The sequence below is a fragment of the Shinella sp. JR1-6 genome, assembly GCF_004284735.1.
GTDB lineage: Bacteria > Pseudomonadota > Alphaproteobacteria > Rhizobiales > Rhizobiaceae > Shinella.
In genome coordinates this window covers 81,648-99,251 of record NZ_SHMI01000011.1, presented here as the reverse complement: position 1 = coordinate 99,251, position 17,604 = coordinate 81,648, and the positions used below count along the sequence as shown (strand labels likewise).

The 17,604-nt window shown below is 64.7% G+C and carries 16 protein-coding genes; 2 read left to right on the top strand and 14 right to left on the bottom strand.

Annotated features, from left to right (window positions below; all coding sequences use genetic code 11):
* Positions 1 to 8: 8 nt before the first annotated feature.
* From EXZ48_RS19475 to EXZ48_RS19465, 3 genes are read right to left on the bottom strand one after another with little or no spacing between them, the layout of a single operon-like run.
* Complete coding sequence (locus tag EXZ48_RS19475; RefSeq protein ID WP_050745673.1) at positions 9 to 1,043, bottom strand: iron ABC transporter permease; 1,035 nt, start codon at positions 1,041 to 1,043, stop codon at positions 9 to 11.
* Entirely contained in the window at positions 1,040 to 2,044 is a 1,005-nt protein-coding gene (locus tag EXZ48_RS19470) for an iron ABC transporter permease (RefSeq protein WP_050745674.1), read from the bottom strand. The genes EXZ48_RS19475 and EXZ48_RS19470 overlap by 4 nt, the downstream gene beginning before the upstream one ends.
* A 19-nt stretch (positions 2,045 to 2,063) precedes the next feature.
* Complete coding sequence (locus EXZ48_RS19465) at positions 2,064 to 3,047, bottom strand: ABC transporter substrate-binding protein (RefSeq protein WP_130517714.1); 984 nt, start codon at positions 3,045 to 3,047, stop codon at positions 2,064 to 2,066.
* Between the two features lie 226 nt (positions 3,048 to 3,273).
* Between EXZ48_RS19465 and EXZ48_RS19460 the strand changes: the two genes are divergently transcribed.
* Complete coding sequence (locus tag EXZ48_RS19460) at positions 3,274 to 4,212, top strand: LysR family transcriptional regulator (protein WP_130517712.1); 939 nt, start codon at positions 3,274 to 3,276, stop codon at positions 4,210 to 4,212.
* 37 nt (positions 4,213 to 4,249) lie between these two features.
* On the opposite strand, the gene EXZ48_RS19455 is transcribed toward EXZ48_RS19460, so the two are convergent.
* The 6 genes from EXZ48_RS19455 to EXZ48_RS19430 all read right to left on the bottom strand — a co-directional run bounded on the left by EXZ48_RS19455 (position 4,250) and on the right by EXZ48_RS19430 (position 10,091).
* Entirely contained in the window at positions 4,250 to 5,080 is an 831-nt protein-coding gene (locus EXZ48_RS19455; protein WP_130517710.1) for an ABC transporter ATP-binding protein, read from the bottom strand.
* Positions 5,074 to 6,072: an iron ABC transporter permease gene (locus tag EXZ48_RS19450; RefSeq protein WP_130517792.1), complete on the bottom strand. Its 999-nt coding sequence runs from the start codon at positions 6,070 to 6,072 to the stop codon at positions 5,074 to 5,076. The genes EXZ48_RS19455 and EXZ48_RS19450 overlap by 7 nt, the downstream gene beginning before the upstream one ends.
* A gap of 50 nt (positions 6,073 to 6,122) precedes the next feature.
* On the bottom strand, positions 6,123 to 6,815 hold the full coding sequence (locus EXZ48_RS19445; RefSeq protein WP_130517708.1) for a hypothetical protein: 693 nt from the start codon (positions 6,813 to 6,815) through the stop codon (positions 6,123 to 6,125).
* The gene (locus EXZ48_RS19440; protein ID WP_023512708.1) at positions 6,808 to 7,431 is read right to left on the bottom strand and encodes a hypothetical protein; all 624 of its coding nucleotides are present in this window, start codon (positions 7,429 to 7,431) and stop codon (positions 6,808 to 6,810) included. Before EXZ48_RS19440 ends, EXZ48_RS19445 begins: the two co-directional genes overlap by 8 nt.
* Positions 7,432 to 7,465: 34 nt before the next feature.
* Positions 7,466 to 8,533, bottom strand: coding sequence for an ABC transporter substrate-binding protein (locus tag EXZ48_RS19435; RefSeq protein ID WP_130517706.1), 1,068 nt, complete (start codon positions 8,531 to 8,533; stop codon positions 7,466 to 7,468).
* Between the two features lie 142 nt (positions 8,534 to 8,675).
* Positions 8,676 to 10,091: an LLM class flavin-dependent oxidoreductase gene (locus tag EXZ48_RS19430; RefSeq protein ID WP_130517704.1), complete on the bottom strand. Its 1,416-nt coding sequence runs from the start codon at positions 10,089 to 10,091 to the stop codon at positions 8,676 to 8,678.
* Between the two features lie 242 nt (positions 10,092 to 10,333).
* Between EXZ48_RS19430 and EXZ48_RS19425 the strand changes: the two genes are divergently transcribed.
* Positions 10,334 to 11,545, top strand: coding sequence for an acyl-CoA dehydrogenase family protein (locus EXZ48_RS19425; RefSeq protein WP_130517702.1), 1,212 nt, complete (start codon positions 10,334 to 10,336; stop codon positions 11,543 to 11,545).
* Positions 11,546 to 11,666: 121 nt separating this feature from the next.
* On the opposite strand, the gene EXZ48_RS19420 is transcribed toward EXZ48_RS19425, so the two are convergent.
* The 5 genes from EXZ48_RS19420 to EXZ48_RS19400 all read right to left on the bottom strand — a co-directional run bounded on the left by EXZ48_RS19420 (position 11,667) and on the right by EXZ48_RS19400 (position 17,567).
* Positions 11,667 to 12,881, bottom strand: coding sequence for an SfnB family sulfur acquisition oxidoreductase (locus tag EXZ48_RS19420; RefSeq protein WP_130517701.1), 1,215 nt, complete (start codon positions 12,879 to 12,881; stop codon positions 11,667 to 11,669).
* 26 nt (positions 12,882 to 12,907) lie between these two features.
* A complete protein-coding gene (locus tag EXZ48_RS19415) occupies positions 12,908 to 13,885 on the bottom strand; it encodes an ABC transporter permease (RefSeq protein ID WP_130517699.1) in 978 nt (325 codons plus the stop codon).
* 1 nt (position 13,886) lies between these two features.
* Entirely contained in the window at positions 13,887 to 14,936 is a 1,050-nt protein-coding gene (locus EXZ48_RS19410; RefSeq protein ID WP_130517697.1) for an ABC transporter permease, read from the bottom strand.
* Entirely contained in the window at positions 14,926 to 16,458 is a 1,533-nt protein-coding gene (locus tag EXZ48_RS19405; protein WP_130517695.1) for a sugar ABC transporter ATP-binding protein, read from the bottom strand. The genes EXZ48_RS19410 and EXZ48_RS19405 overlap by 11 nt, the downstream gene beginning before the upstream one ends.
* Positions 16,459 to 16,562: 104 nt before the next feature.
* Entirely contained in the window at positions 16,563 to 17,567 is a 1,005-nt protein-coding gene (locus EXZ48_RS19400) for a sugar ABC transporter substrate-binding protein (protein WP_050745682.1), read from the bottom strand.
* Between the last annotated feature and the right edge of the window lie 37 nt (positions 17,568 to 17,604).

Below are 17,604 nucleotides of genomic sequence, written 5' to 3'. Positions count from 1 at the left end.
GGGCGATCTCACGGAACCTTGCGCAGAAGCGCAAGCAGGACAGGAACGCCCATGAGGGCGGTGACGACGCCGATCGGCACTTCCTCCGGCCCGCCGGCCAGCCGGCCGATCAGGTCGCCCAGCGTGACGATGACGGCGCCGAGCACGACGGTGAGCGGAAGGACCAGCGGAAAATGCCGCCCGGCGAGGAAGCGCGCCAGATGCGGGACGATGAGGCCGACGAAGACGACCGGCCCGACGGCGCCGACGGCGCTGGACGCCAGCGCGCAGGAGACAAGCAGGACCAGCGAGAACTGTGCCTTGTAGGAGAGGCCGAAGGAGCGGGCGACAGTCGCATCGAACCGCAGCAGGATCAGCGGGCGGTAGATCAGCGGCAGCATTGCAAGGCCTGCAATCGTGAACGGCAGCAGGAAGAGCGCATGGTCCCAGGTCCGGGCATAAAGGCTGCCGGAGAGCCATTCGAGAATGATCTCGATGCGGGCCGAGCCCCAGCCCGCGATGAGCCCGATGGCAATGGCGTGCAGCACTGCGCCGATGGCGATGCCGCAGAGCGTGATCCGGAGCGGGCTGAGATCGAGGCGGAAGGCAAGCAGATAGATGATGCCGCCGGCGATCATACCGCCCATCATACCGGCGGGCGGGAGCCAGGCGATCGGTAGCTCGTTGACCGAGTAGGAATCGGGATTGCCGAGATAGACCGTGAAGAGAAGGAAGAGCGTCACGGTCAGCGTCGCGCCCTGCGAGACGCCCATCAGCGAGGGATCGGCGAGCGGATTGCGGGTGATGGTCTGGAGAAGCAGGCCGGCGAGCGCAAACTGCATGCCGGCCAAAATGCCGGTCACGATGCGCGGCAGCCGGATATCGAGGATGATCGAGCGTGCCTCCGGCGAACCGCTTCCAGTCAGCGCCGACAGGACATCACGGACGGGCAGGTCGACGATGCCGAGGAAGATGGCGGCGACGAACGACAGGAGGACGAGCGCGAGCGCAATCGGCAGGATCCAGCGGCTCGGCCGGCCAATCGTCGGGGCGCCCAGGCTCATGCGCCCTCTCCCTTGAAATCGAGCCGGCCGCGCTGGATGAGATAAACGAAGAGTGGACCGCCGATGAGCGCGGTGACGATGCCGACCGGCAGTTCCTTGGGAATGGCGGCGGTGCGCGCGACAAGGTCCGCCGCGGTCACGATCAGCGCGCCGATGGCAGCGGTCAGGCCGATCTCCCAGGCGGTGCCGCGCGGTCGCAGGAGCTTTGCCATATGCGGCGCGGCAAGGCCGACGAAGGCGACGGGGCCGGCAACAGGCGCGACGCCCGCGACGGGGCAGATGCCGAGCAGCAGCAAGACCGGTTTCCAGAGCGTGAGTTGAACCCCCATCGCCGCGGCGGAATGGTCGCTGAGCGCGAACATGGCGATCACCCGATGAAGGAAGAAGGCGCCCGACACCCCGACCAGCACCCAGGGCAGCATCTGGACGAGATGCCCCCAGGTCCGCCCGGCAAAGCCCCCGGCCAGCCAGAACAGCAGCGCCGTCGATTGCGGCCCGGCGAAAAGCAGCACGTAGATGGTGATCGCACCGAGGAAGAGCGAGACGCTGACGCCGCCGAGGGCCAGATGCAGCGGATGGCTGTTGCCGCCGCGCGCCACCCAGAACGTCACCGATGCGGCGGCAAGTCCGCCGGCGAGTCCGACGAGCGGATAGTAGTGCCCGGAAACCCAGGGCAGGAAGACGAAGCATGTGACGATCGGTGCGATCGCCCCGGCGGTGACGCCGGTTATGCCGGGATCGGCGAGCGGGTTTCGGGTCAGCGCTTGGAGGAGATAGCCCGACACGGCAAGCCCCGCACCGGCCGTCGCGGCGGCGAGGCTGCGCGGCAGCCGGAGCGTCCAGACGAGGATCGACTCGATCTTGCCGTCGGGGCTGAAAAGCGCCTGCAGGACCGCGCCGGCGGAAAGCGTGCGCGCGCCGGGCATCAAGCCGACAGCGATGACGAGAAGGGTCGCGACGACGATGCAACCGATGGCTATCGAGAATTTGCGTGCGTCCATCGTCGTCGCGGTCAGTCGCTTACTTCTGGAGTTCGGCCGGGATGATCTTGGCCGCTTCCGCCTTCACGTCAACCTTGGGAAAGACATCCGGATAGAGGTAGTGCGCGGCTTCGCGCAGCACGATCTCCCTGGCGATCGGACCGTTGGTCTCGACCCATTGATCGCCGACATAGTAGACGCGGTTGTTCTTGACCGCCGTGAGCTCCTGCCAGATCGGGTTGCCCTCATGCGGGCGATCCGGACCGTAATCATAGATGAAGAGGACTTCCGGGTCCTTTTCCAGCATGGTCTCCAGGCTGAGGTCCACGCCGAATTCGCCGCCCGGCACCATGGCGCCGGCAATGTTCTCGCCGCCGATGGCATTCAGGATCGAGGCGGACGTGTTCTCATCATGGAAAGCGAACGGCACTTCCCCGCCCCACATGATGGCGTAGCGGGGATGAGCATCCTTCGGCGCCTTGGCCGAGACGTCAGCGAGATGCGCGCGAAACGCCTTGTTCAACGCGACGCCGCGCTCAGGCTTGCCGAGGATTTTCGCCAGCGCCTCGATTTCCTTGTCGCTGCCGTCGAGCAGTTCCATGTTCCAGGCGACATAGGGCGCGATCTTCTCGAGCTGCGGCGCATTGCCGACGGTGTAGCGGCGGATCGCGACGATGAGATCCGGCTTTGCTTCCGAGAGAAGTTCGAGGTTCGGCTTGGCACGCTGACCGACCTGCACCATGTCCTTGGTGAGGCCGAGCAGGAACTCCGGCGGGCGGTCCGCGACCATATAGGTGCTCGCCACCGGCTTGATGCCGAGCGCCAGCGCCACGTCATCAGCGAAGAACGAGATGGAGGCGACGCGTTTCGGATGGGCAGGAACCGTCACCTCGACGCCGCGGTCATCAGTGACTTTCTGCGTGGCGTCTTCGGCAAGTGCAGGGTTCATGCCCGCAACGACGCAGGCGGCAAACACGCCGGACAGAAGGGCACGCCTGCTCGGCAAGGCAAAACTGGAAAACATTGTTCTCTCCCTCAAGGTGATCCGTGATGACAGTGGCGGACGGCTGACAGCATGAACGGTTGCACAGAATGCATGCTGCGCTCTTGAGGAAAGCCCTGTTCGCATCGATCGCACGGATGACGGACGTCGGTCTTCAAGGCAGGCTTCCCCGATCATTCTTGTCGCTCTGGCAGAATGTGGATAGATATGGTCAAGTTATTTGCAAGCGAAAGATTCTCACGCCGGCATGAGAAATCCTCAAACCGTCCGCGCCAAACTGCCGCCACTGGCAACACTGCCGGCCTTTTCCATCGCCGCGCGCACCGGCAGCCTGACGCTGGCAGCGCGCGAGCTGCATCTGACACCCGGCGCGATCAGCCGGCAGATCAAGTCGCTGGAGGAGGCCCTCGGCGTCCAGCTCTTCCATCGCGGGCACAATGCGATTTCGCTCACCGATGCCGGCCGACAATACCTGATCCACGTGAATGCAGCGCTCGCCACGCTGGAGAACGGCACGCGCGCCGTTCTGCCGGATCGCATACGCCTGGTGATCCAGGCGCCAATCACCCTGGCACGGCGCTGGCTCATTCCAAGGCTCGGCGCCTATCTTCAGGAAAATCCCAGCGTCGACCTCAACATCCAGTCACTCGCGCTTGGCGCCAGCGACGTTCCCGATGTCACGGTCAGCTACAAGCGCGGCTCAGACGAGGCCCGCTTTCCCAGCGCCTTCCTGCTCGATCGAACGGTCGCCGTCTGCTCGCCCCTGCTGATCGGCAGCCTGGCGAAGACGGTGACGCCGGGCGCGTTGCTGGGCCTGCCGATCCTGCTCGACACCGCCGATGCCTGGTCATGGCAGCGTTGGTGCGAGGCGGCGGGCATTGCGTTCCAGCCGCGCAGCGGCAGCCTCACCTTTGATACCGACGAGGCCTCCATCGATGCCTGCATGACCGGCCTCGGCGTCGGCCAGGCGAGCCCGTCGCTCATCGAGCGGGAATTGCGTGACGGCCAGCTCATCCAGCTCTGCCCCGCAATCAACCCGATCGTCGGTGCCTACGAGATCGCGGGACAAGCCACCGAGCGGGCAGCGGGATTTGACCGGTGGCTCCAGACCTGGCGGACCGACGCGGCACACTCCGACAGTGCAACCGTGCCATCATCAGAAAGGGGCATCTCGCAGTTCGGGTGACGCCGCCTCTTGTCCACGCAGCTAAAGGAGCAGGCTGTCACGTGCCCTGATCAAGATCCGCAAAACGGCGGCCGCGTTCCTTCATGCTGCCGGCATCCGGTTGCGGCCAGTGCCCGACCGAGCGAAAACGGGCCGCGATGCTGGCGGATTGGCCGTCTGCATGATCCAGGCGCTGCATGCCGATGGAGTAGAGGGCCGACAGCCGCTCGGGGGCACACATGTCGGCTACCGCCCCTTCTTCACAGCGGCCGGACCCGTAGAGCAAAACGGCACGATCGCCGATTTCGAGCGCATGGGTCGGTTCGTGCGTGGTCATGACGATGGTCAGGCCGCGCTCGGCGGCAAGCCGTCCAAGCATGGCCAGCATGATCGCCTGGTTGTGGAAATCGAGCGCCGCGGCAGGCTCGTCGAGCAACAGGATGTCAGCGTTCGATGCGAGCGCGCGGGCGATCAGCACCAGCTGCCGCTCACCGCCCGAAAGCGTCCCGATGGCCCTATGCGCAAAGCTGGAGAGACCAAGCAGGGCCAAAGCCTCGCGCGCGTGCTCGCGGTCGAGCGCAGTGGGGCTGGAGAACAGCCCGACATGCCGGGCGCGGCCCATCAGCACGACGTCGAAAACGGAATAGGAGAAGGGCGCGGCAAACTGCTGCGGCACATATCCGAGCATGCCAGCACAGCTGACATGACCTGTACTTGGCTGCATCAGGCCGGCAAGGCACTTGAGCAGCGTGGTCTTGCCGCGGCCGTTTCGACCGAGAAGCACGAGCGTCTGGCCCTTGCGCAGCGTGAAATCCAGTTTTTCGAACAGCCACGGATTGGCATCATCATAGCGGAAGCCGACGCCGCGGGCTTCTATGGCGACTACCATGCGTTCCCCCGGTTGCGATGCAACAAGATCAAGAAGACCGGCGCCCCGACGATCGCCGTCAGCACGCCGAGGGGTATTTCGGCGGCGATCATCGTGCGCGCAAGCGTGTCGACCAGCAGCATGAAGATCGCGCCGAGCAGCGCCGCTGCCGGCAGCAACCGGCCGTGATCCGGGCCTACCAGCGTGCGAGCGAAATGGGGAATGACCAGCCCCACCCAACCGATGATGCCCGAATTGGCAACGCTGGCGGCGGTAATGCCGGTAACGCAACAGAGCGCCAACCACCGCGTCGGCTCGACCTTGAGGCCGAGCGCGCGGGCATCCTCGTCACCGAGCGAAAGCACGTTGATCCGGAACCGCATCAACAGCAGCGGCACGGCGAAGAGCATGACGAGCGGCACCATGTAGAGCGCCCGTTCGGGGGTTGCGCTCGCAAACGAGCCCATGAGCCAGAACACGATGGCCGGCAGCGTGTCATTGGGATCGGCGAAATAGGTGCCAAGCGATACGAGTGCGGAAAACAGCGCCGAGACGACAATGCCCGCCAGCACCAGCATGAGCAATGACGATCGACCGGACTTGCGGCTCATCACGACGACGAGGAGCAGGGCGCCAATCCCGAAACCGAACGCCATTACCCAGAGCACGGCTGCCCCAAGCCCCAGCAGGATGGCAAGCACGCCCCCGAAGGCGGCACCGGAGGAAACGCCGATGACATGCGGATCGACCAGGGGATTGCGGAACACGCCCTGCAGCACCGCACCTGACAGGGCCAGCCCTGCTCCGACCGTCGCGCCGATCAGCAGGCGCGGCACGCGCACCAGCTCGACGACCCGCCAGACCGGTTCGGCAACGCCATCGCGACCGGGACCGATGCGCAGCCAACCGCCGACCAATGTCGCGAGATCGCCGAGACCCACGCCATAGCGGCCGACCGAAAGCGAGAGGATCATGGCAAGAACCAGCAGCCCGACCAGACCCGTCATGACCATGCGCACGTCGAGCGGCGGGTCTCCGGCAGCCGGCGCGGCGACGCCATCCGTCAAGGCCGCCCCTCCGCGGGAGCCGCCGGCGGTTCGTCGGAGAAGACCAGCGCGTTCAGAATGTCATGGAAAAGGTTGGGCTGCTGGCGGGGATCGGAGCAGAACTGCTCGATATGGTCGCCATTGTGCATGAAGACCTTGCCACCGCCGGGCATGCGCCAGACCCAGTCGACCGGGCCTTCAAGCACGGTGCCGTCCGGCCCCGGCCCCCCGATGAGGCAAAGCCATTGCGCGCCGGCGGGCGCGTCGGAAAACCCGCGTGCATACTGGCCGAGGATCCCCTCGTGCCGATGAAAGTTTTCAAAGTCCATCCGGCCGAAATAGGCGCCGGGCTGCGCAGGCCGGATCATCCAGTTGGTGAACGGCTTTGGCGGAACGGCGCGGAACGGGCTGAGGCAGGGCAGGAACGGCTGCAGGATATGGCCATTGAGCAGGAAGTGGCCGCCGCCAGCGAGATAGTCGACCAGCTTCGCCTCGATGGACTTCAGGAAGATCTGATCGGCCATGCCCGAGAGCATGACCACATCGACCTCGGCAAGATCGATCGTCTCGAGGTCATAAACATCGGCAGCGCTGTAACGCCAGTCCTGCGGCACAAGCCCGCCGATACGATCCCGGTTGTAGCTGCGGGTGGAGCGCAGATAGAGCAGATGTGGCCTGCGGCCGTCATGGCGGAGAACACGGTCAGCCATGGTTCTGCACCTCGCGCTTCAGCCAGGGATAGAAGCCGTTGAGGAACCGCGTCGTTGCGGGCATGAAACGGCGCCCGTGATGGGTATGCGGGTCGATGGTGGAGGCAATCAGCCGCCCGCCGCCGGCGACTGCCTGATCATAGAGCAGGCACCCCTCGTCGTTGTCGAGATTGAGGATCGGCGTTGCCGTCGGCGGCAGCCGGAAGGCACCGAAAAAGTGCCAGCACATATCCGCAAGGGGAATAGCCCGGGCCATGGAATGCTCGGGCCGCGGCTGATACGCCTCCATGCGCCCTCCCGGCCGCATCCACCATTTCCAGTCCTCTGTCTCACGCGAGAACCACTGGACCTCCACGACATCGAGCCATTCGTCCATGCGATTGGGCTCGAAGACGATGAGGAAGCCACCGCCGGCAAGATAGTCGTTGAGCTGACGGGCATGCCGCCGCAACAGGTCCTGGTTGGAGAAATCGGGAACGACGATGGCGCGGAACCCCGTAAGATCGACCTTGTCGAGGGTACGCAGATAGAGTTCCGCATCGAGATAGGCCTGATAATCGCGGTAGCATTGCAGCTGCGCGCCGTCACCCGACGTGATGAAGCCGATATCCTTCAAGGCACCCTCCCCGATCCTGGCTCGATCCCGAAAACTATCGAGTCCGCCCGAAGGCGTCGGCGTAGCCTGCGCTGCCGCCGTTCCATTCCATCTGCATGAGCTTGTCGACCTGTTCGTCGTTCAAGGTTTTGCCGTAGAGGAACTGAAAGCCATCGACGACAGCGGTGCGCATGTTGGTGTCGAACAGATCGGGATAACCGATTTCGGCAAACCACTGGTAGGCGAGTTCGCCGCCAGCCGCCGTCGCCGGGTCGATTGCCGGGGTCTTGTAGACCCGCGCCGCCTTGACCGCGGCCAGCGCGCCCAGCACGGGATGCTTGAGGATATCGTCGGGCTTGATGGTGTCGTTGTAGTAGTTGACGAGGACGATGTCCGGGTTCCATTCGAGCAGCGATTCCGCGCCGACGGTGACGGATCCTTCGGTGAAGCCCGCTTCGGTCGCGGCATTGATCAGGCCCGATGCTGCGAAATAGGCTTCCTCACGGCCGAACACCACGAACTCGTTGTCGCTCATGCTGTCGATGAAGACGATACGCGGTCGGGGCTTGCCTGCGGCCTTCAGCACCGCGGCGATGTCGGCGACGGTCTTGTCCTCCCAGTCGAGGAAGGCCTTGGCCCGATCCTCCTTGCCGAGGATCTGGCCGAGCATGGCGATGTAGCCGCGCCGGGTTTCGCGCGATTCCGTGCTGACCGTGGCCACCTTGATGCCCGCATTCTCCATCGGGGCAACACGCTCGTCGGCCTTGGCCTGCCATTGCAGCACCACATCGGGGCCTGCAGCGAGGATCTCTTCGACATTGGGGATGAAGTTGCCGGCGACCAGATCGGTGCGGATATCGGCAATCTCGGGGAAAAGCTGACCGATCACCCCGTTCATCAACGCCGCCTGCGCCCGCGGATTGATGGCGGTGAGGCGCTGGGTTCCCCCGTCAAGCGCGATCATGGCTTCGGGGATGGGCAGCGGAAAGATCGCCACGCTGTCCACCGGCCGTTCGATCGTGACCTGTTGCCCGCGGGAATCGGTGATCGACACTTGCTGCGCAAAACCGGCAGCGGGCACCGCCACGGCGATCAGCATTGCAAGACGCAGAGAAGAAAACAAGGAAGACACCACGACAGGCTCCGGATGAGGTGAAGGTGATGTCTCCTATTTTATCATGACGCTAATGGTCAAGTTTTATCTGCCGCGCTCCAAGGCATCGCCGCCGCGCTTGCTGTCCAGCAGCGATGCCGAAGCGCCGGCATCACGCTCCGACCGACTTCAATGCCGGAATGCGCTCGGCGTCACGGCGCTTGACGGCCTCGATATCCCGATAACCATCGGCCGGATGGGTTTTCGGCAGATACGGCCCCTCACCGAACAGTTTTTCGCGTAGCGTTCCGGGGCGGTAGCCCGTGGGATAGGCACCGCGTTTCTGCAGTTCCGGCACGATATGGGCAACGACATCCTCAAAGCTGTCCGGCGTGACAGCATAGGCAAGGTTGAAGCCGTCGACGTCCGTATCCGTAACCCATTCCTGCAGAATATCGGCGATGCGCTCCGGCGAGCCGACGAAGACCGGTCCCATGCCGCCGATGCCGCCGAACCGGGCGAGCTCGTCGATCGTCCAGGACTTGTCTCCGCCGGCGATGTGCTCGACGAAGGAGTGGATGGCATTGGTCTCTATCTTCTCGACCACGTCCGCCGGTGCATACTGGCCGAAGTCGATGCCGCTCCAGCCGGACATGAAGGTGAGCGAGCCGTCGTAGGAGACATAGCTCTTGTAGTCCTCGAACTTCTTCTCTGCCTTCGCCTCGCTCTCATCGGTGATGATGGTGACGAGCGTGTAGATATAGACCTTCTTCGGATCGCGGCCGGCAGCGGCAATGCGCTGGCGGATATCGGCAACATAGGCCTTGAGCACCGATTTGGTCGGCGCGGCGACGAAGATGCATTCGGCATGGGCGGCGGCAAAGGCCTTGCCCGGGCCGGACGCGCCGGCCTGGTAGAGAACCGGCGTGCGCTGCGGCGAAGGCTCCGTCAGGCCATAACCGGGAACCTCGAAGTACTTGCCCTTGTGGGCGATCTCGTGGACCTTTTCCGGGTGCGTGAAGATGCGCTTGCCGCCGTCGCGCACCACCGCACCCTCCTCCCACGAGCCTTCGAGCAGCTTATAGAGCACCTCGACATATTCGGCGGCGACTTCGTAGCGGTTGTCGTGCCGGCGCAAACCACCCTGCCCGACATTCTTCGCGCCGCTTTCCAGGTAGGAGGTGACGATATTCCAGCCGACGCGACCCTTCGAATGATGGTCCGCCGTCGCGAGGCGCCGGGCGAAGGTGTAGGGATGCTCGAAGGAGGTGGAGGCGGTGATGCCGATACCAAGATGCTTCGTGGCAAGCGCGATGGGGGCGGCAAGCTGGAGCGGGTCGTTCACCGGAATCTGTGCCGCCTGATGGATCGCGTGGTAGTTCGAACCCTTGTAGACATCATAGTAACCGATGACATCGGCGATGAAGATGCCGTCGAAGACGCCGCGTTCCAGCGTGCGGGCAAGATCCTGCCAGTAATCCAGGTCTTTGTATTTCCAGGATTTGTCATTCGGATGCGCCCACAGCCCCGGCGACTGATGACCGACACAGTTCATGTCGAAGGCGTTGAAGCGGATATGGCGGGCCATGGGAATCTCTCCAGGGATGCGGGAATGCCTGACGGCACGGACATATGGCGAGAATAACGCCTCCGTATCTTAAATACAGAAATTCTATCTTTTATATATACTAATTTCGGAAATGGCTTTTCTGGCCGCTGCCCAAGGGCTTTGGGAAGATGCGGCAGAGCGACGAACACCCGTACGCACCGATCCCCCAAACCCGACCGTGGCGCCCTGCCGCGTATCGGCCAGACCGCTGGAGACCGACCATGACTGCCCTGCATCTTGTCAAGGAACCTGAACTTCAAGACGACCGGGCTCGCCTGTTTGCGCGCGCCGAAGCGATTTCCGCCGATCTTGCCCGCCGCGGCGCGCAGCTCGATGCCGAAGGCAAGCCGCCGAAGGTGGAAATCGCCCGGTTAAAGAGCGAGGGCCTGCTGACGGCGCTACACCCGGTCGAGATCGGCGGCGGCGGGCTCGACTGGGTGGACGGGCTGAAGCTGGTGCGCATTCTCGCGCGCGGTGAAAGCTCGATCGGCCAGCTTCTCGGCTATCACTATGTCAACAGCCAGTACATCTATTGGGCGGCGGACGATCCGGACAAGGCCTGGAACCTCGGCGTCGAGACGGTTGCGAAGCGGCTCTATTGGGGCGCCGCGGTCAACCCGCGCGATCCCGGCCTCGTGCTGACCCGCAGCGGCGACCACTATCTGCTAAACGGCAAGAAGACCTTCTCCACCGGCGCGCATGTTTCCGACCGTATCAACGCCAATGCTGCCTTCGGCGACCAGATCGCCAACCTCGTCCTGCCGACCGACCGGCCCGGCTACATCGCCAACGACGACTGGGACAATATCGGCCAGCGGCTTTCCGACAGCGGCAGTGTCGAGTTCCGTGATTTTCCGGTCTACGAAACCGATTTTCTTCTGCCCCTAGCCGGGAGGGACAGCGCTCCGCCCGTGCAGGCGACGTTCAACACGCCGCTGATCCAGCTCGTCTTCGTCAATTTCTATCTCGGCACCGCGGAAGGCGCGCTTATCGCTGCTTGTGACTATGTGCGAACCACGACGCGGCCCTGGATCACGTCGGGCGTCGAGAAGGCGAGCGACGATCCCTATATCCTGGAGCGCATCGGCGAGTTCCGTGCAGCGTTGAAGGCTTCCGCCGCCCTTGCCGATGCTGCCGCAACCGCCGTTCAGTCGGCGCTTGCGCGTGGCCGGGGCGTTAGTGCCCGCGAACGCGGCGAGGCTGCAATCGAGGCCTATGCGGCCAAGGTCAGCGCCACGCATGTGGCGCTCGACGTCACCGCCCGCATCTTCGAGCTTACCGGCGCCCGCTCGACAGCCGCGCACCATCGCTTCGACCGCTACTGGCGCAACGTGCGCACCCACACGCTGCATGACCCGGTGTTCTACAAGGCGCGCGAGGTCGGCGATTTTACCCTGAACGACCGGGTGCCGGAACCAAGCCTCTATAGCTGAGGGCATTCAAACGACCTGCAAGGGGCGGCAAGGAGGGCCGCCCTTTTTTGTTGGTCAAAAAAAGGGCCGCAATCCCAGAGGATTGCGGCCAGGGGACCACCCCCACCACGAGGGTTGGATTTCAGAGCGCGCCGTTCTTCGGCGGCGTGATGCCGTTCAGGTGATAGTTGCCGACGACGTGGTACTTCCATCGCACCGGATCGTGCAGCGTGTGGGTGCGGGCGTTGCGCCAGTGGCGTTCGAGGTTGAGGCCGCGCTTCGTCGCCGAGGTGCCGGCCAGCTCGAAGAGCACGTTGGCCGCGTCGATCGCGAGTTCCGTCGTCAGCACCTTGGCGGCAGCCACCGCCAATGTTGCGGCGACCGCATTCTCCGAATTGAGGTTCACCTGCGCCTGATCGACCTTGCGCCCGGCCCGCTCCAATGTCGCCTCGGCCGCCTCGGCGCGGATGGCGAGTTCACCGATACGCGCGACGGTGAGCGGATCGTCGGCCGCGCGCTCGACGCCGCTGCCCGTCCACGGCCGCGCCTTGTCGCGCACATAACCGATCGTCTCCTTCAGCGCCGCGCGGGCGATGCCGAGATCGACGCCGGCATGAATGATCTGGCCGACCGAGCCGATCGTGCCGGGGCGCTCGAAGCCTTTGTGGTGCTGCACCACAGCGTCGGCGGGCACATAGACGTCGCGCAGGATTGTCGTGCCGCTGCCCGTGGTGCGCTGGCCGAAACCGTCCCAGTCGTCAACGATCTCGATGCCGTCAGTCTCGCGCGGGGCGAAGGACATGGTGAGGCGGTCCTCCCCGTCCAGCGCAAAGATCGTCACCCAATGGGCGAAGAGCACGCCCGTCGAATAGAATTTTCGACCGTTGATGCGGAACCCCGCGCCATCGGGCGCAATGCGCGTATTGTAATCGCCGACGGTTTTCGTGCCGACTTCGGAAAGGGCATTGCCAAACCGGTCGCCGGCAAGCACCCGGCCGAAATAGAAGCGCTTCTGCGTTTCGTTGCCGTCGTGGCGCAGCGCTTCGAGAATATAGAAGTGGTTCTGCGGGATCTGGCCGATCGAGCTGTCGGCTTCCGACAGGATCGCCGTCACCTCCGCGAGCACGGCGTTGGAGACGTCGATGCCGCCATATTCGGCGGGAACGGTAATGGCGAGCAGGCCGGAGGCGGAAAGACGGTCCAATTCCTCAAACGGCAGGGCCCGCTCGTAGTCCCGCCGGCTTGCACCGCCTTCGAATTCGGCAGCCAGCGTGCGCGCAATGGCAAGTGCCTCATCCTCGCTGGCAATGCGGTGGGCGGTTTCCTGTCGGTCGGCAAGCCGGGTGACGCTGCTCATGAAAAATCCTTTCGAAAAGTCAGGGATCACGCCCGGCGGGCGGCCTTGCGGTTGGCAAAGCCGATGGCGAGGACGGAGAAGATGAGAAGGCCGGTGCCGACTTGCTGCCAGTAGAAATTGAGGCCCGACAGCAGGAGCCCGTTGGCGACGACGCCGAGCAGCAGCACACCGAGTACGGTGCCCGGCACGTTCGGCCGGCCATGCGGATCGAAGGTGGTGCCGATGAAGGTCGCACCAATGGCGTTGAGCAGGAAGGCGTTACCGGACGAGGGGATGTAGACCGTCACCGTGGAGGTGAGGATAAGACCGACCACAGCGGCGATGGTCGAGACCAGGATATAGGTGAGCGCGGTGATGCGCGAGAGGCGCAGGCCCGAATAGCGCACGACGCTCGCCTGGATGCCGGTGGCGAGCGCCACCCGGCCGAAGCGGCTGCGCGCCAGCACGACCCAGGCGCCGGCGACGACCAGCGCCGTGACGATCAGCGGCACGGGAATGCCCGCCATCGCGCCATGGCCGAGGAAGCGAAACGCCTCCGGCACGCCGGCCGGCGGCAGGTAGACCGGGTTGCCGCCATTGGTCAGCAATTGCTGCACGCTGCGCCCGACGAAGAGCGTGCCGAGCGTCGCGAGGAACGGCGAGATGCCGATGCCGGCGATCAGCACGGCGTTGAACAGGCCGACCAGCGCCCCGCCGGCAAGTCCGCCAAGCGCCGCGAGCACGACCGGCTGCCCGGCAAGCACGAGGGAGACGAAGGCGAAGCTTGCAAAATCCACCGCCGTGCCGACCGAAAGATCAATGCCGCCGACCGAGACGGCGAAGGTCATGGCAATGGCGACGATGGCGAGCAGGGCGAAATTGTTGACCAGCACGCTGAGGAGGTTCGCGCTGGAGAGGAAACCAGGCGCGAGCGTTGCGAACAGGGCGAAGACCGCGGCGAGCGCAGCGATGAGCGCATAACGCGCCAGCCCTTGGGCGAAGGCGGGGAGGACGGCGGTCGCCATGTCAGGCGGTCTCCTTGCGGCCGAGCAGCGTGGTGGCGGAGACGAAGAGCAGGATCAGAAGACCCTGCACGCCGCTGACCAGCGTGCTGGAAATGTTGAGAAGCTGGAAGCCGTTGACGAGGAAACCGACGAAGAGCGCCGAGAGCAGCGTGCCCGTGATCGTCGGTACCAGCCGGCGGGAGAAGACCGTGCCGAGCAGGGCGGTGACGACGATCGGCAGCAGCATGTCGCCGGCCCCCGTGGTGCTGCCCGAGAGATAGGAGACCGAGAGGATGCCGGCAATGCCGCCGGTGAGGCCGCTCGCCAGGAACGAGCCGGCAACGAAGGTTTTGATCGGCAGGCCCGCCGCGCGCGCCGCATCCGGAAAGGCGCCGACCGCGTAGAGACGAAGGCCGAGCGGCGTATACTGCACCACGGCGGCGACGATGAGCGTGAAGCCGAGCAGGACATAGGCGAGCACTGGAATACCGAACGGTCCGCCGGCGGAGAGCGCCGAGAGGAAATCCGTCGAGGCGGGGACGACGGTGTTCTGTGTCAGCACCAGTTCAAGGCCGGCAACGACGTTCATGACGGCAAGCGTTGCGAGCAGCGGCACGATGCCGGCGAGCGTGACAGCGGCCGCGTTGACCGCCCCGATGGCAAGCCCCGTGCCGAGCGCGCCGAGGATGGCGACACCATCACCCTGTCCGGCCTGCACCAGTGAGGCGTAGACGGCGGCGCTGAGGCCCATATTGGCGGCGAGCGACAGGTCGATACCGCCGGTCACGACATTCGAGCCGCCCGCGATGATGACGATGGTGAGTCCGATTGCTAGCACGCCCGCGATGGCCGACTGACCGAGCACGTTGCCGATGTTGCCCACGGTGAGGAAAAACGGCGCGCTTACGGAGAAGACCGCGAGAACGCCAATGAAGACGGCCAACGCGCCGCCGCGCAGCGCGAGTGTGGCGAGCTGGCGGCCGAAAGCGGAGCGGGATTTGCCTGTCTCGAAAGCCTTCTGCGCCTCGATTTCGATGATGGAGGCCGGAATATAGGGGGCGTCAACCAGCATGGCGAAGCGTCTCGTAGGCGCCCGTGACATCCGCGAGGACCTCACCCGGGCTAGTTTCGGAAGAGATGAATTGCCGCGTGACGCGGCCGCGGAAGAAGACGAGGAGGCGATCGGTCACGCCGAGCAGTTCCTCGATATCGGAAGAGAGCACCAGCACGGCCGCGCCGCGCTCGGCAAGCTCGCCGATCAGCCGGTAGATCTCCACCTTGGCGCCGATGTCGACGCCGACCGTCGGCTCGTCGAGCAGGTAGATTTCCGACTGGCGGCTCAGCCATTTGGCGATCGCCACCTTCTGCTGGTTTCCGCCCGAAAGCGTCTTCACCAGCGCCTCGACGCCGTCGGTCTTGATCTCGAGCCGCTTGACGAGATCTTGCGTCTGGCGGCGTTCCGCGCCGCGGTCGATCAGCCCACGGGAAAACCGGGCGAGGCTGGCAAGTGTCGTGTTTTCGGTGACGGAGAGGTCGAGCGCGACGCCGTCGCGACGACGATCCTCCGGTACCAGTGCCAGGCGCCGATCGGTGGCGGCGGCGGGATCGACGGAGAACACCGTCTCCCCCTTGACGCGGACCGTACCCCCGGTCGGCCGGTCGAGGCCGAAGAGCGTGCGCACCACCTCCTTGGCTCCCGAGCCGACGAGGCCGGTGAGGCCCAGCACCTCGCCCTTGCGCAGCGTGAGGGAGACCGCTTCGAAACGGCCCGCCAGCGCGAGGTTTTCGACCTCGAGGATCACCGCGCCGGGCGCAACAGCCGGCTTCGGATAGAGGTCGCCGATGGCGCGGTTGACCATCAGCGCGCCGATCTCCGCCGCCGAGGTTTCTGCGACCGGCAGGGTGGCGACGTCGCGGCCGTTGCGCAGCACGGTGACCGTGTCGCAGAGATCGACGATCTCGCCGAGATAATGCGAGATGTAGAGCACCGTCACGCCCTCGGCGCTGAGGCGGTGGATGAGCTGGAAGAGCAGGTCCGCCTCGCGCCGGACGAGCGCGGCGGTCGGCTCGTCGAAGACCAGCACCTTGGGATTGGCGATCAGCGCGCGGGTGATCTGCACGATCTGCTTTTCTGCCGCCGAGAGATCGGCGATCAGCGCGGAATGCGGCAGCGCGAGGCCGAAATAGCGTTCGAGGATTTCGGCGGATTTGCGCCGCATCGCCGCGCGGTCGAGGAAGGGCGTGCCGGGGAAACGCAGCTCGCGGCCGAGGAACAGCGCCTCGCCGACCGTGAAGGTCGGCACCAGCAGGCGGTCCTGGTGGATGAAGTGCACGCCGAGTTCTTCCACGAGATGCGGCGTCAGCCGGTCATAGGCCTTGCCGTCGATCTCCACCGCGCCTTCGTCCGCCCGGTGAAGGCCAGCGATGAGCTTGATCAGCGTCGACTTGCCCGCGCCGTTCTGGCCGACGAGACCATGCACCGCGCCGCGCCGGACGGTGAGCGAGGCGCCCGAAAGCGCCTGCGCCCCGCCGAAACGCTTGACGATGTTTTTGAGGCGGATGATCGCCTCGCCGCTATTTGCCGTGTCCGCCATGGCCGTTGTCCTCGTTGTAACTCTCTCATCCGCCTGCCGGCACCTTCTCCCCGAGGGGAGAAGGTGGCCCGAAAGGGCCGGATGAGGGGGCTTCTCCTAAAAAATCAACCGATGCCGAGCTTTTTGGAGACGTCACCGACATTCACTTTGTTGGCGAGGAGCGCCGGCACGTAGGTTTCACGCGGCAGCGTGTCGCCGGCGAGATGGCGGGCGACGTTCTGGATCGCCACGCGGCCGAGTTCGGCCGGCTGCTGGGCGACGTCGGCGGCGGCCGGCGAATTCGGATCGGCGACGAGCTGGAGCACTTCCGGGCTGCCATCGACGCCATAGGTCTTGATCTCGGTGCGGCCGGCGGCAGTGAGCGCCTGCGTCGCGCCGAGCTGCGGGATATCCCAAGCCGACCAGATGGCCTTGATCGAGCCCTTTTCCGGATATTTGGCGAGGATCGCCGTGATCTGGGTGAAGGCGTCCTGGACGGTGTTCGGGATCACGTCGCGCAGCTCCGGCTGCACGATCTGCACCTTCGGGAAATATTTGACCACATTGACCAACTGGTCGTAGCGGATGGCGCAGGGTGTCACACCGTAGAAGCCGTTGAACACGACGATATTGCCTTCGCCGCCGATGTCAGAGACGAGCTGGAGGGCGAGGTCCTTGCCGATGCCCCAATTGTCCGAGGTGGAATTGTTGATCGAGTTGACCGAGCCGACATCGATGGTGAAGACCGGGATATCCGCCTCGCGCGCCTTCTTCAGCCAGGGGTCGATGACGCTGAGCGTGCCAAGAAGCTGGACGATGGCGTCCGGCTTCTGGGCGATGAGCGTCTGGAGCTGCGAGACAAGCTTGCCGTCGTTGCGGCCGGCGTCGACTGCGATCGGCTCACCGCCAAGGCGTTTCACCTCCTCGATCTGGGCGTTATAGGCTTGCAGATCGAAGAAATGATCGGTGCCGGCCGTGCTGATGCCGATGCGCTTGCCCTTCAGCGAAAGCCCCTCCTCAGCCGCGGCCGTGCGCGTCGAAAAAAGCCCCGCGCCCGCCACCACGCCGGCGACGGCGGTGAGCTTCAGGAGATTGCGGCGGTTGACGCCGGAAAGAGTGTCGTCGGTCATGATGTCCCCGTTAGATCAATAGTCATTTAATCTATAA